The following is a 13,523-nucleotide window of genomic DNA, read 5'->3' on the forward strand; positions in this document are numbered from 1 at the left end:
GTGCTTCTCCGGGGCGGGCCTGCGCTGCGGGCGCCTCGGGCGCCGGGGCCTCGCGGCGGCCGTCCGTCGGGTGGGAGGCGTCACGGCTTTGCCGGTGCTTCTCCGGGGCGGGCCTGCGCTGCGGGCGCCTCGGGCGCCGGGGCCTCGCGGCGGCCGTCCGTCGGGTGGGAGGCGTCACGGCTTTGCCGGTGCCTCTCCGGGGCGGGCCTGCGCCGCGGGCGCCTCGGGCGCCGGGGCCTCGCCGAACCGGGCCAGCAGCAGCGCCCCCACCACGGCGACACCGAAGCCGAGCACCGCCAGCCAGCCCAGGCCCTCGCGTGTCCGGTCGCCCAGCCACACCACCCCGACCGCCGCCGGCCCCACGGTCTCGCCCAGCACGAGGCCCGCCGTCGCCACCGTCACCGACCCCCGCTCCAGGGCCGTGGTCAGCAGCAGGAAGGCCGCGCCGCCGCCCAGCAGCAGCGCGTACGCCGCCGGATTGGTGAGCAGGGCGGACGGTGTGAGCCCGTCGATCAGCCGTACCGCCACCTCGACGACCCCGAAACCGAACCCGGCGCCCAGCCCCAGCGCCAGCGACCGCCCCCGCGCCGGCAGCCGCCCCCCGGCAAGGCCCAGCAGCAGCACGGCCACCGCGGTCGCCAGCATCGCGTACTTCAGTGCCATGGACCCGGGTCGGCCCCCCTCGGCCCCGGAGGCAAGCCCCAGCAGCGCGAGCCCCGCGCACACCACCCCGACCGCGGCCCACTCGCTCCCGGCCAGCCGCGCCCCGAGCAGCCGGGCCCCGGCCACCGCCGTCACCGCGAGGCTCGACGCGAGTGCCGCGCCCACCACGTAGATGGGAAGCGACCGCAGCGCCGCGATCTGGAGCAGGAACCCGAGCCCGTCCAGCGCGAGCCCCGCCAGATACCGCCACTGCCGCAGGGCCCGCAGCAGCAGCGCCGCGTCCCCGCCCCCGCCCGGGCTCGCCGCGCGTGCCGCGACCGCCTGCAACACCGTCGCCGTACCGAAGCAGACCGCCGCGCCGAGGGCGCACACCATTCCAAAGAACACAAAGCGACTGTAAGGGAGTGGGTGAAGGGAGGGGGCCGATCGAACGCCAGAGTGGCGCTCTTTAGTGTGGTGGCCGAAAACCTCTCACCGACGTCTCAACGAACACTCACTCGACGGGGGAAACGGACATGGCGGACGCTCGCCGGCAATTGCGCTCGGGCACGGTCGTCCTCGGCGGCATGGGGCTTCTCGCGGTGGCGCTCACCGCCTGCTCCTCGGAGCCGGACAAGCGCTGCGTCGACCGTGACAGCTACACCCTGGGCAGGGGGTACAAGGTCGTGGCCGACAAGAACTGCACCTCCCACACGTCGACCGCGCACGGCGGCTGGTACTACGGCGGCACCAAGAAGAGCGGCTTCGTGGACGACGGCTCCTTCACCAGGCCGAGGAGCTCCGGCAGCGGCAGCCACAGCGGCGTCCACCGCGGCGGCTTCGGCGGCCACGGCAAGTCCGGCGGCTGAGCGGCCGTGGAACGCCGCAGGACCGAGCCCCGCCCCGAGTGGCAGCGGACCGTCGAGGCGCAGGGCCTCGTCTACCCGCTCACCCGCCACCCGGACGACTCCCTGCGCCCCTACTGGGACGAGAGCGCGTACTACGTCTTCGGCCTGGACGAGGTGGAGGCGCTGGAGGAGGTCGTCGAGGAACTGCACGGGATGTGCCTGGCCGCCGCCGCGCACATCGTCGCGGAGGACCGGTTCCCCGACCTCGGCATCACCGATCCGCGCATCTCCCGCGCGGTCGCCGACGCATGGCACCGCCGCGCCGAACTCCCCTCCGTCTACGGCCGCTTCGACCTGCGCTACGACGGCACGGGCCCGGCCAAGCTCCTGGAGTACAACGCCGACACACCCACCTCCCTGGTCGAGGCCGCCTCGCCGCAGTGGTTCTGGATGCAGGAGCGCTTCCCGGGCGCCGACCAGTGGAACTCGCTCCACGAACGCCTCGTCGCCGTCTGGCAGAAGCAGTCCGAGCTGCTCCCGCCCGGCAGCCCGCTGTACTTCGCGCACTCCTCCGTCGACGAACTCGGCGAGGACCTCATGACGGTGGCGTATCTCAAGGAGACCGCCGAGCAGGCCGGGCTCGACACCGACTGGATCTCCATGGAGGAGATCGGCTGGGACCCCCTCTCGGAGCGCTTCGTCGACAACCGGCTCCGCTTCATCCGCAGCTGCTTCAAGCTCTACCCCTGGGAGTGGCTCCTCACCGACCGCTTCGGCGGCCATGTCCTCGACACCCTCGACAACGGCGGCGGCACGGGAAGCACGCTGTGGATCGAGCCCGCCTGGAAGATGCTGCTCAGCAACAAGGCGCTGCTCGCGATCCTATGGGAGCTGTACCCGGGCCACCCGAACCTCCTGCCGGCCCACCTCGACGGCCCCCGGGACCTGGCGCACAGCACCGGCTACGTCGCCAAGCCGCTCCTGGGCCGCGAGGGCGAGGGGGTGACGATCCACGAGCCGGGCGCCGAGCCCGTCGTACGGGACGAGCCCTGCTGCTACCAGGAGCTGGCGCCCCTGCCCTCCTTCGACGGCAACCATGTCGTCCTCGGCGCCTGGGTCGTGGGGGACGAGTCGGCCGGGCTCGGCATCCGCGAGTCGTCCGGCCTGGTCACGGACGAGTACGCACGGTTCCTTCCGCACGTGATCCTGTGAGGCTTCAGCCGCACGGGATCACGTGGGGCTCCGCCGCGCGCGATCCCGTGCGGCGCGTCCGCCCCCGCCGGGGCGTGCCCCGGGGCGTTCTCCCGCGAGGGGCCCGCATGATGGACGTATGCCCCCGCCGTCCGACCGGCCCGGTAGGCTGATCGCCGGGCCGTGACTGGCGCGCTGGGATGGGACCGACCATCGGGGAGCGGCCCTGATGTGACGAGTGCCGTGCGCCTGGGCCGACCGAGAACCGTGACCGCTTCAAGCCACGCCACCCGGAGGCCGACATGCCGGAGCAGCAGCCACTCTCCACCGAGTCCACCGCCTTCCGCGCCGCCCTCGACGTGATCCGCGCCGTCGAGCCCCGCGTCGCCGACGCCATCGGGCAGGAGGTCGCCGACCAGCGCGAGATGCTCAAGCTGATCGCGTCGGAGAACTACGCCTCGCCCGCCACTCTGCTGGCCATGGGCAACTGGTTCAGCGACAAGTACGCCGAGGGCACCATCGGCCGCCGCTTCTACGCCGGCTGCCGCAATGTCGACACCGTCGAGTCGATCGCCGCCGAGCACGCCAGGGAACTGTTCGGCGCCCGCCACGCGTACGTCCAGCCGCACTCCGGCATCGACGCCAACCTCGTCGCCTTCTGGGCCGTCCTCGCCCAGCGCGTCGAGACCCCCGCCCTGGAGAAGGCCGGCGTCCGCCAGGTGAACGACCTCTCCGAGCAGGACTGGGCCGAGCTGCGCCAGGCCTTCGGCAACCAGCGCATGCTCGGCATGTCCCTGGACGCGGGCGGCCACCTCACCCACGGCTTCCGCCCGAACATCTCCGGCAAGATGTTCGACCAGCGCTCGTACGGCACCGACCCGGCCACCGGCCTGATCGACTACGAGGCCCTGCGCGCCTCCGCCCGCGAGTTCAAGCCGCTGATCATCGTCGCGGGCTACTCGGCCTACCCCCGACTGGTGAACTTCCGGGTCATGCGCGAGATCGCCGACGAGGTCGGCGCCACGCTGATGGTCGACATGGCCCACTTCGCGGGCCTGGTCGCGGGCAAGGTCCTCACCGGCGACTTCGACCCGATCCCGCACGCGCAGATCGTCACGACCACCACCCACAAGTCGCTGCGCGGCCCGCGCGGCGGCATGGTGCTGTGCGACGACTCCCTGAAGGACCAGGTCGACCGCGGCTGCCCGATGGTGCTGGGCGGCCCGCTCCCGCATGTGATGGCCGCGAAGGCGGTGGCCCTGGCGGAGGCCCGGCAGCCCTCCTTCCAGGACTACGCCCGGCGGATCGTGGACAACTCCCGCGCCCTGGCCGAGGGCCTGACGCGCCGCGGCGCGACCCTGGTGACCGGCGGCACGGACAACCACCTCAACCTGATCGACGTGGAGACCTCGTACGGCCTCACCGGCCGCCAGGCCGAGGCGGCCCTGCTGGAGTCGGGCATCGTCACCAACCGCAACGCCATCCCGGCCGACCCGAACGGCGCCTGGTACACCTCCGGCATCCGCATCGGCACGCCCGCGCTCACCACCCGGGGCCTCGGCACCGCGGAGATGGACGAGATCGCGGCCCTGATGGACCGCGTCCTCACGACCACCGTCCCGGGCACCACCGCCAAGGGCGCCCCGTCGAAGGCCCAGCACGTCCTGGACCCGAAGATCGCCGACGAGATCGCCCACCGCGCGAGCGACCTGCTCCAGGGCTTCCCGCTCTACCCGGAGATCGACCTGGGCTGATCCGGCCCCCGGCGGAGCGCTCCGCCGCTCACAGTTCGATCAGCTCCTGCCGCGGCTCACGAGGCATCCCCTGCCTCCGGGCCGCGGCCCGGCGTACGGCGTAGGTGCCGAGGACACCCAGCGCCAGCCCCGCCGCCGCTCCGGCGGCCCCCCAGCGCAGGTCGTCCGGGAGGCCGTCCGCGGCCGCGGGGGTGGACGGCTCGAACAGCCCAGCCCGCTCCAGCCGGTCGAAGACGAGCCTCGGTGCCCGGTGCCACCGGATGTCGTCGTCGGAGACGTCCGGCGCCGGATCGGACCGGACCCACGGCGTCCCGTCCGCCGCCAGGAACAGCTGGTCCTGGCGCTCCACGGCCACATCGCCGCCCGACGCCCGCCGGGTGTACGGCCACCCGCCGATCCCGGTCAGCGCCCACACCACGGTGGTCCGCACCCGCGGATACCGGCCCTCGGCCCAGGCGTCCGGCACCGGCTCGGTCCCGTTCTCCGTCGGGGACATCAGCTGCCACAGCAGCGCGAATTTCTGGTCCCCGGAGCGCAGTGTCGTCGTACGGCCCGTGCCGTTCGTCACGACGAGCGCCAGATCCGGGACGTCCTTGCGCATCGCCCACGCCGGGGCGGCCGTCCCCGCGAGCACCGCGACCGCCATCGTCAGCGCCGCCGCCAGAGCACGCAGCCCCCGCACGCCTTCCCCCTCGCTCCGCATGCCTCTTTGTTACACCGTCCGTCTTACGGCCGGGTCACCCCGTGGGGCACGGTCCGCGCCCCGTCTGTCTCCCACCGCTTCCGGAACGGCCCTCCGGACCTGAGAGAATGGTGAACATGGCCTCAGACAGTCCCCGCGTGCTCTCCGGGATCCAGCCCACCGCCGGCTCGTTCCACCTCGGCAACTACCTCGGTGCCGTCCGCCAGTGGGTGGACCTGCAGGAGACCCACGACGCGTTCTACATGGTCGTCGACCTGCACGCGATCACGGTCCCCCAGGACCCGAAGGAGCTGCGCGCCAACACCCGTCTGGCCGCCGCCCAGTTGCTCGCCGCGGGGCTGGACCCCGAGCGGTGCACGCTCTTCGTCCAGAGCCATGTCCCCGAGCACGCCCAGCTCGCCTGGGTCATGAACTGCCTCACCGGCTTCGGCGAGGCCAGCCGGATGACCCAGTTCAAGGACAAGTCCGCCAAGCAGGGTGCCGAGCGCGCGAGCGTGGGCCTGTTCACGTACCCGATCCTCCAGGTCGCCGACATCCTGCTGTACCAGGCGAACGAGGTGCCGGTCGGCGAGGACCAGCGCCAGCACATCGAGCTGACCCGCGACCTCGCCGAGCGCTTCAACGGCCGCTTCGGCGAGACGTTCACGATCCCGCGGCCGTACATCCTCAAGGAGACGGCGAAGATCTACGACCTGCAGGACCCGTCGATCAAGATGAGCAAGTCGGCGTCCACACCGAAGGGCCTGATCAACCTGCTCGACGACCCGAAGGCCACCGGCAAGAAGGTCAAGAGCGCCGTCACCGACACGGACACCGTGATCAGGTTCGACAGGGAGGAGAAGCCGGGCGTCAGCAACCTGCTGACCATCTACTCCACCCTCACCGGCACCGCGGTCGCCGATCTGGAGGAGCGCTACGCCGGCAAGGGCTACGGCGCGCTCAAGACGGACCTCGCCGAGATCATGGTCGACTTCGTGACGCCGTTCCGGGAGCGCACCCAGCAGTATCTGGACGACCCCGAGACGCTCGACGCGGTTCTGGCCAAGGGTGCGGAGAAGGCGCGTACGGTCGCGGCGGAGACGCTCGCTCAGGCGTACGACCGAGTGGGCTTCCTGCCTGCCAAGCACTGACCCGTCCCGTGCCCCGACGCGCCGTGGAGTGCTGCACTCCACTCTGACTGTGCCTGCCCGATGGCAGGGCGTGGTCGTACAGTCGGAAAGCGAACACCGTGACGGCAGTCCGTCCCGCCCCGGCCACGCACACCAACACGACGACAGGAGACGACGTGGGGACCGTAACGATCGGTGTGTCGATCGCGGTCCCGGAGCCTCATGGCAGCCTCCTCCAGGAGCTGCGCGCGGGCTTCGGCGACGCCGCGGCTCACGGCATCCCCACGCACGTCACCCTGCTGCCGCCGACGGAGGTCGGTGCCGACGAACTGCCCGCGATCGAGGCGCACCTCGTCGACGTCGCGGCGGCCGGACGTCCCTTCCCGATGCGGCTGTCCGGGACGGGCACGTTCCGGCCCCTGTCGCCCGTGGTGTACGTCCGGGTCGTCGAGGGCGCGGAGGAGTGCGCCTGGCTGCAGAAGCAGGTCCGGGACGCCTCCGGGCCGGTCGCGCGCGAGCTGCTGTTCCCGTACCACCCGCATGTCACGGTGGCCCACGGGATCGACGAGGCGTCCATGGACCGGGCGTACGAGGAGCTGTCCGGCTACGAGGCCCAGTGGCCGTGCACGGGCTTCGCCCTGTACGAGCAGGGCCCGGACGGCGTCTGGGGCAAGCTGCGGGAGTTCCCGTTCGGCAGCGCGATGGTGCCGCCCCAGGCCACCGCCCCGACCGAGGACGCCACCCTGCCCGCCCACCGCGCCTAGGCGGCTCGAACCAGGGGGTGTCGTCAGCCTCCCGCCTGCCCTGCGACGCCGTGCACGCTCGGCTTCGCTCGCGCGGGCGGTGCCTCCACCGCCGCACCGGGCGAAACCCCACGTACCTCCAGTACGAGGGCTTCCGCCCGGCACTCCCCCCGAGCTCTTCGAGCAGGGGGCGCCCCCAGAGCACGCACCTGACGCCGCAGGGCCGCCCTTCGGGCGCCGACGCGAGTTCGACGACAGGCCCTAGAGCGACAGACGCCGGAACAGTGTCCTCGGCAGATGCCGCAGGGCCGACATCACCACGCGCAGGACCCTCGGCACCCACACCACCTCCGACCGCCTGCGCAGCCCCAGCTCGATCGCCGTGGCGACCTCCTCCGGGGTCGTGGCCAGCGGCTCCCGGTCGTGCGCGGCCGTGCCGGGCCGCCGCAGGGACGCGGGGCGTACGACCATGACGTGCACCCCGGTGCCGTGGAGAGCGTCGCCGAGGCCCTGTGCGAAGGTGTCGAGCCCCGCCTTGCTGGAGCCGTAGATGAAGTCCGAGCGGCGCGCGCGCTCACCGGCGGCCGAGGACAGCACCACCAGCGAGCCATGGCCCTGGGTCTGGAGCGCCCGGGCGCACACCAGGCCCGCGGAGACCGCGCCCGTGTAGTTGGTCGCCGCGACGCGCGCCGCGGCCGAGGGGTCGCGCTCGTCGGTCGCCTGGTCGCCGAGCACACCGAACGCGAGCAGCACCAGATCGACGGCCCCTTCCGCGAACACCTTGCCGAGCGCGTCCTCATGGGACTCGACGTCCAGCGCGTCGAAGGCGACGGTGAACGTGTCGGCGCCGAGCCCGCGCAGATGCCCGGCGGCCCTCTCCAGCTCGGGGGAGGGGCGGCCGGCCAGCCCGACGGTCCGGGTGCCGCGGACGATGAGGCGGCGGGCGGTGGCCAGCGCGATCTCGGACGTGCCGCCGAGGATCAGCAGGGAGCGAGGAGTGCTGAAAGCGTCCTTATGGGCAGGCATGACCGTGACCGTAGCGTTGCAGATAGGGCATACCCTCTCAATATCTCCACTCGGCGGTACTGCTCACTGGAATGGGTGATACGGGGAATGCTGAGTAGGCCGGGAGGCGGCGAAGGGCACGAGGGGAGCGTCTGATCATGGACTGGCTGAAGAGACTCCCCGGCATCGGACCGCTGGTCGTCCGGCTCATGGCCACGCACGCCTGGCGGTCCTACGAACGCCTCGTCCGGGTGAAGTGGACCCGGCTCGCGGCCGCCATGACGTTCGTCAGCTTCGTGGCGCTCTTCCCGCTGCTCACCGTCGCCGCCGCGATCGCCGCTGCCACGCTCAGCGTGGACCGGCAGAACAAGCTGCAGAGCAAGGTCGCCGAACAGTTCCCCGGCATCTCCGGCCAGCTCGACATCCACGGCCTGGTCCAGAGCGCCGGCACGGTCGGCATCATCGCCGGTGCCACCCTGTTCCTCGTCGGAATCGGCTGGGTCGCCCAGACACGGGACTGTCTGCGCGCGGTGTGGGAACTGCCGGACAAGGACGAGAACCCGCTCCTGGCCAAGGTCAAGGACGGTGGGGTGCTCATCGGCCTGGGCGGCGCGGTCCTGGTGACCCTCGCCATCTCCACCCTCGCCACCGCCCTCGTCGACTGGATGGTCGGGGAGCTGGGCCTCGACAAGGGCGGCTGGGGGAGTGTGCTGCTGCGGATCGCCGCCTTCGCGGTGGCCGTCCTCGCCGACTTCCTGGTCCTGCTCTACGTCCTCACCCTGCTGCCCGGCGTCGAGCCCCCGCGGCACCGGCTGCTGGTCGCCGCGCTGATCGGCGCCGTCGGCTTCGAGCTGCTCAAACTGCTGCTCAGCGGCTATATCCAGGGCGTGGCCTCGAAGAGCATGTACGGCGCCTTCGGGGTGCCGGTCGCGCTGCTGCTGTGGATCAACTTCACCGCGAAACTGGTGCTGTTCTGCGCCGCCTGGACGGCGACGCGGAACAGCGGGACCGAGGAGGTCAGGGACGCGTCCGGCGACGCATCAGATCGGGCAGCGGCCAGCGGCGGTTGACCAGGAAGACACCCGCCGCGAGCAGGGCGAGCACGCCGGCGGAGATGCCGAGCGCCACCCCGGCCCCGCTGGAGCCGCCGCTCTTCGCCGAGGCGGCCACCGGTTTGGCGCTCCCCCCGCCCTTGCCCCCGTTCGGGGTCGCTCCGGTGCCGCCCCGGGGGCTGGCGCCGACGCCCTTGGGGGCGACCAGCTCACCCACCGGCCTGACCTTCCCGGCCGCGCTGAAACCCCAGTCCAGCAGTCGGCCGGCCTCCCGGTAGACCTCGTTGTGCTCCTTCTTCTCGGGGTTCATCACCGTGACGAGCAGCACCCTGCCGTCGCGTTCGGCGACCCCGGTGAAGGTGGCGCCCGCGTTGGTGGTGTTGCCGTTCTTCACGCCGGCTATGCCCCGGTAGGGGCTGATGTCGAAGTCCCCGGCCAGGAGACGGTTGGTGTTCTGTATCTCGAAGGACCCGCGGGTCGTCTTGCCCTTCTTCTTCGTGGTCTCGCCCGGGAACTGGGTGCGCACGGTCGAGCAGTACTCCCGGAAGTCCTTCTTCTGCAGCCCGGACCGGGCGAACAGCGTCAGGTCGTACGCCGACGAGACCTGCCCGGGCTCGTCGTAGCCGTCCGGACTGACCACATGCGTGTCGAGGGCCTGCAGCTCCTCCGCGTGCGCCTGCATGTCGCGGACCGTCTGCGCGACCCCGTGGTTCATCGCGGACAGCACGTGCACGGCGTCGTTGCCGGAGCGCAGGAACACACCGAGCCACAGATCGTGGACGGTGTAGGTCTCGCCCTCCTTGATCCCGACCAGGCTGGAACCGGAGCCCATGCCGGCCAGGTCGGAGGAGACCACCTTGTGCGTCTCGGTGCGGGGGAACCTGGGCAGCACGGTGTCCGCGAACAGCATCTTCAGGGTGCTCGCCGGGGGCAGCCGCCAGTGCGCGTTGTGGGCGGCCAGAATCTCACCCGACTCGGCGTCGGCGACGACCCAGGAGCGCGCGGTGAGGTCCTTCGGGAGCACCGGGGCGCCGTTGGCCAGGGTCACCTGGGTGCCGGGCCGGCCCAGCAGCTCTCCGCCGACCGTGGACATCGCCGCCGGAGGCGCGGCGGAGGGGGCCACGGCAGGACTGCGCGGGGCCGCGAACGCGGTCGCGGGCGCGGCGAGCGAGAGGGACAACACGGCGGCGGAGGCGATCGGCAGGCGGCGCCGGGCGATCTTCTTCAAGGCGGACACGGTCGCGAACGTACCGGGTGCGCGACGGGAAGTCCCGGCCGGTCCCGGCCGATAGCCCGCACCCCCGGGCGAGTGGTCGTCGGGCAACGGCGATACTGGGCTCATGCTGTGCCTGACCGGGCGACCGTCCCCGGACCCCTGGCCGGTCGGCTCGGCCTCGGGAGCCCGGCGCAGCGAGGAAAGGCCCGGTCTCGTGAAACTCAGCCGCCGCATCTCCTGGTTCCTGCTCGCTTTCGGGGTGTGGAGCTGGTTCATCTGGATCACTTTCGTCAAGAACCTCTGGAAGGACGGCAGCGGACTCGCGTTCGACAACGCGGGGAACCCGACGGCGTACTTCTGGGTGCATCTGACGCTCGCCGTGGTCTCCTTTGTCTTGGGGACAGTCATCGGCGTCATCGGGTTGCGCGGGCTGCGCGCGCTGCGACGAACGCCATAGCGGAGATCCACGAGGCCGTGCGGCACCACGTGGACCTCCAGCTCTCCGGCCACACCCACGGCGGTCAGCTCTGGCCCGGAAACTTCGTCGCGGCCGCCGCCAACCCGACGGTCGCGGGCCTGGACCGCTACGGCGACACCCAGCTGTATGTGACCCGGGGAGCGGGCGCCTGGGGCCCGCCGACGCGGGTGGGCGCGCCGTCGGACATCACGGTGGTGGAACTGGCGTCGCGCCGGGCGTGACGAGCCGCGAGAGCGGCGGGTTCACTCCGAGGGCGCGCGGGCCGCGCACTCCGCCTCCTGGGCCGCCATGACCTCGTCCCCGTGCACCCGAGCGCCGCCGCGGGTGGAGTAAGCGCTTCACCAGCGGTGACATCGGCTTGAAACAATCCGTCGGTAAGTTCTTTCTCATCTCGAAAGATCCCTCTTCCCCCAGGTGAAACACCTGTGATTAGGTGATCCGCGCCACAGGGGAGTGGCATGCGCTGAGGGCCTGGGGAGGGGCGCCGATGCGATCGGTTCGCATGCGGATTCTCGCGACCGTGCTGGTACTGGCGGGGGTGGGAGTGGGCGGGTGGCAGTTGCTGCCGGCCGAGGAGAACACCGGCAAGACCATCACGGTCGGTACGGCGGACGCCGTCACGTCACTCGATCCGGCGGGCGCCTACGACGCCGGATCCTGGGCGCTGTACAGCAATGTCTTCCAGTCCCTGCTGACCTTCGAACCCGACGGCGTGGCCCCCGTGCCGGACGCCGCCCAGAGCTGCACCTTCGAGGGGACGGACCTCACGACGTACCGCTGCACCCTGCGCAAGGGGCTGAGGTTCCCCGGCGGACGCACCATGACCGCCGAGGACGTCAAGTACTCCTTCGACCGGGTCAAGCGCATCAACTCCGACGTCGGTCCCGCGAGTCTGCTCGAGACGCTCCACTCGGTCGACGCCGACGGCCTCACGGTCACCTTCCATCTGTCGTCGCCCGACGCGACGTTCCCGTTCAAGGTGGCCACCGGCGCCGGTTCGATCGTCGACCGCACCAAGTACCCGGGCAACGCGCTGCGCAAGGACGACGGCGCCGACGGGACCGGCCCGTACACCCTGACCTCGTACACGAAGGACAAGGAGGCCGTCCTCGCGCCCAACACGCACTACCAGGGCGATGTGAAGGACACCGGCCGACCCGTCGTGCTGCGCTACTACGCCGACCCGAACACCCTGGAGAAGGCGTGGAAGGGGCGGCAGATCGACGTCGCCACGCGTCAGCTGCCGCCCTCCGTGCTCGCCGGGCTCTCGCCCAGCGACCCCAACGAGCGTGTCAGCGAGACCGACAGCGCCGAGATCCGCAATCTGGTGCTCAACACCGCCGCCGGATCACCGCTGCACGACCGCAGCGTCCGCCAGGCCCTCGCCCTGCTGATCAACCGTGAGGAACTGGTCAGCAAGGTGTACGAGGGCACCACCGACCCGCTGTACTCGCTGATCCCGGCGGGCATCACCGGGCACACCACGTCCTTCTTCGACGCCTACGGCAAGCCCGACGCGCACAAGGCCCGCGCCCTGCTCGTCGCGGCGGGCGCGCACCTGCCGGTGCACTTCACCTACGGCTATGCCCAGGGCAGCGGCGCCGCCGCCGCGGAGGCAGCCGAGCTCAAGCAGCAGCTGGAGGCGAGCGGTCTGTTCACGGTGGACACCAAGGGCTATGAGTGGACCGACTTCCAGAAGAGGTACGCGAGCGGCAAGCTCGACGCGTACGCCGTCGGCTGGGTCGCCGACTTCCCGGACCCGGACACCTTCGGCGCCCCGCTCGTCGGAACCGGCAGCAGCATGAAGAACGGCTACAGCAACCAGGAGGTCGACCGCCTCATCCTGGACAGCCAGCGCTACTCGGACCGCAGCCGTACGGCCGACGACTTCTCGCAGATGCAGCAGATCGTGGCCGAGGAGGTGCCGCTGATCCCCCTGTGGCAGCGCAAGGAGTACGTGGTCAGCAGCGAGGACGTCGGCGGCGGACAGTATCTGTCGGACGGTACCGGTGTCTTCCGGCTGTGGCGGCTGGGCTGGATCTGAGCGGTCGGAACTCTCAGGGGCGCTCGTCCGGGGCGGGCGCCCCCGTCCGTGCGGCGGGATCCGGAAGCGCCTTCGTCATTCCGGGCAGGAAGTCCGTGAACAGCTCGTGCACCTCGTGGACGAGCGGCCTGAGCACCCGGAATCGGGCCAGCGAGACGCCCCGGGCGGTGAGCCGGGCGCCGCGTTCGGCCAGCCGGTAGCTGCGCTCGCGCCCCTCGGTCCGGTCGAAGACCCAGTACAGGACGAGCCCCATCTGGGCGAGCCACATCAACTCGGGCAGCACGTCCCGCAGTTCCTCCGCCACCTTGGTCTTCGCGCCGCGGAGCACCTCCTTGTGGACGCTGATGGCCTCCACGCGCGCGTGCTCCGACTCGGGGGAGAAGGGGCTGAGCGGACTGTCCGGGTCGGCGGCGTTCTTGAAGAACTGCACCGCGAACTCGTGGTACGGCGCGGCGATGTCCAGCCATGCCTTCAGCACTCCCGCGAGCCGCGCCTCCAGGTCGGTCTCCTCGGCCAGGATTCCCCGGACGGCTTCCTGGTGCTCGGCGGCGATCCGGTCGTAGAAACCCTGGATGAGGTGTTCCTTGCCGGCGAAGTAGTAATAGGCGTTGCCCACGGAGACCCCGGCCTCCTGGGCGATGGCCCGCATGGTGGTTCTGTCGTAGCCGCGCTCCTGGAACAGCCGCATCGCCGTCTCGATGATCAGGGCGCGGGTCTGCTCGGACTTGGTGGGCACGA

Annotated in this window: 13 protein-coding genes, 1 pseudogene and 1 riboswitch; of the genes and pseudogenes, 9 read left to right on the plus strand and 5 right to left on the minus strand. The window is 71.4% G+C overall.

Translation table 11 applies throughout. The features are described 5' to 3' along the window. Positions 1 to 174: 174 nt before the first annotated feature. The gene (locus tag ACFY2Z_RS06180) at positions 175 to 1,038 is read right to left on the minus strand and encodes a hypothetical protein (protein ID WP_390743224.1); all 864 of its coding nucleotides are present in this window, start codon (positions 1,036 to 1,038) and stop codon (positions 175 to 177) included. A gap of 140 nt (positions 1,039 to 1,178) precedes the next feature. On the opposite strand from ACFY2Z_RS06180, the gene ACFY2Z_RS06185 reads away from it, so the two are divergent. From ACFY2Z_RS06185 to ACFY2Z_RS06195, 3 genes are all read left to right on the plus strand, one after another. Beyond that, complete coding sequence (locus ACFY2Z_RS06185) at positions 1,179 to 1,511, plus strand: hypothetical protein (protein ID WP_390742988.1); 333 nt, start codon at positions 1,179 to 1,181, stop codon at positions 1,509 to 1,511. Positions 1,512 to 1,517: 6 nt separating this feature from the next. Then, positions 1,518 to 2,702 (plus strand): glutathionylspermidine synthase family protein, encoded by a 1,185-nt coding sequence (locus tag ACFY2Z_RS06190; protein WP_390742989.1) that lies wholly within the window; start codon positions 1,518 to 1,520, stop codon positions 2,700 to 2,702. Between the two features lie 152 nt (positions 2,703 to 2,854). Next, positions 2,855 to 2,943: riboswitch (ZMP/ZTP riboswitch) on the plus strand. 40 nt (positions 2,944 to 2,983) lie between these two features. Beyond that, positions 2,984 to 4,435 (plus strand): glycine hydroxymethyltransferase, encoded by a 1,452-nt coding sequence (locus ACFY2Z_RS06195; protein WP_390742990.1) that lies wholly within the window; start codon positions 2,984 to 2,986, stop codon positions 4,433 to 4,435. Between the two features lie 28 nt (positions 4,436 to 4,463). Here the strand turns inward: ACFY2Z_RS06195 and ACFY2Z_RS06200 are convergent, their stop codons facing one another. Continuing rightward, positions 4,464 to 5,138 (minus strand): hypothetical protein, encoded by a 675-nt coding sequence (locus ACFY2Z_RS06200; RefSeq protein WP_390742991.1) that lies wholly within the window; start codon positions 5,136 to 5,138, stop codon positions 4,464 to 4,466. A gap of 116 nt (positions 5,139 to 5,254) precedes the next feature. Between ACFY2Z_RS06200 and trpS the strand changes: the two genes are divergently transcribed. Further along, on the plus strand, positions 5,255 to 6,268 hold the full coding sequence (trpS, locus tag ACFY2Z_RS06205) for a tryptophan--tRNA ligase (RefSeq protein ID WP_390742992.1): 1,014 nt from the start codon (positions 5,255 to 5,257) through the stop codon (positions 6,266 to 6,268). 155 nt (positions 6,269 to 6,423) lie between these two features. Further along, entirely contained in the window at positions 6,424 to 7,011 is a 588-nt protein-coding gene (locus tag ACFY2Z_RS06210) for a 2'-5' RNA ligase family protein (protein WP_390742993.1), read from the plus strand. Positions 7,012 to 7,251: 240 nt separating this feature from the next. Here ACFY2Z_RS06210 and ACFY2Z_RS06215 read toward each other — a convergent pair whose 3' ends face one another. Next, the gene (locus tag ACFY2Z_RS06215) at positions 7,252 to 8,016 is read right to left on the minus strand and encodes an SDR family NAD(P)-dependent oxidoreductase (RefSeq protein WP_390742994.1); all 765 of its coding nucleotides are present in this window, start codon (positions 8,014 to 8,016) and stop codon (positions 7,252 to 7,254) included. A gap of 137 nt (positions 8,017 to 8,153) precedes the next feature. Here ACFY2Z_RS06215 and ACFY2Z_RS06220 point away from each other — a divergent pair, with 137 nt between their 5' ends. Further along, positions 8,154 to 9,065 (plus strand): YihY/virulence factor BrkB family protein, encoded by a 912-nt coding sequence (locus tag ACFY2Z_RS06220; RefSeq protein WP_390742995.1) that lies wholly within the window; start codon positions 8,154 to 8,156, stop codon positions 9,063 to 9,065. Here the strand turns inward: ACFY2Z_RS06220 and ACFY2Z_RS06225 are convergent. Further along, positions 9,013 to 10,284, minus strand: a complete 1,272-nt coding sequence (locus ACFY2Z_RS06225; protein WP_390742996.1) for a D-alanyl-D-alanine carboxypeptidase family protein — start codon at positions 10,282 to 10,284, stop codon at positions 9,013 to 9,015. The genes ACFY2Z_RS06220 and ACFY2Z_RS06225 overlap by 53 nt on opposite strands. Positions 10,285 to 10,477: 193 nt before the next feature. Here ACFY2Z_RS06225 and ACFY2Z_RS06230 point away from each other — a divergent pair, with 193 nt between their 5' ends. The 3 genes and pseudogenes from ACFY2Z_RS06230 to ACFY2Z_RS06240 all read left to right on the plus strand — a co-directional run bounded on the left by ACFY2Z_RS06230 (position 10,478) and on the right by ACFY2Z_RS06240 (position 12,785). Next, positions 10,478 to 10,720 carry an SCO4848 family membrane protein gene (locus tag ACFY2Z_RS06230; protein ID WP_311698260.1) on the plus strand — a complete coding sequence of 81 codons (243 nt, stop codon included), beginning with the start codon at positions 10,478 to 10,480 and terminating at the stop codon, positions 10,718 to 10,720. Positions 10,721 to 10,722: 2 nt separating this feature from the next. Next, positions 10,723 to 10,962: pseudogene (locus ACFY2Z_RS06235) on the plus strand (metallophosphoesterase); the annotation flags it as partial. A 266-nt stretch (positions 10,963 to 11,228) separates the two neighbouring features. Then, entirely contained in the window at positions 11,229 to 12,785 is a 1,557-nt protein-coding gene (locus ACFY2Z_RS06240; RefSeq protein ID WP_390742997.1) for an ABC transporter substrate-binding protein, read from the plus strand. A 13-nt stretch (positions 12,786 to 12,798) separates the two neighbouring features. Here the strand turns inward: ACFY2Z_RS06240 and ACFY2Z_RS06245 are convergent, their stop codons facing one another. Next, positions 12,799 to 13,473 carry a TetR/AcrR family transcriptional regulator gene (locus ACFY2Z_RS06245; RefSeq protein ID WP_390743225.1) on the minus strand — a complete coding sequence of 225 codons (675 nt, stop codon included), beginning with the start codon at positions 13,471 to 13,473 and terminating at the stop codon, positions 12,799 to 12,801. Between the last annotated feature and the right edge of the window lie 50 nt (positions 13,474 to 13,523).

Origin of the sequence: Streptomyces sp. NPDC001222, assembly GCF_042896945.1 — a bacterium.
Taxonomy (GTDB): Bacteria; Actinomycetota; Actinomycetes; order Streptomycetales; family Streptomycetaceae; genus Streptomyces; species Streptomyces gibsoniae.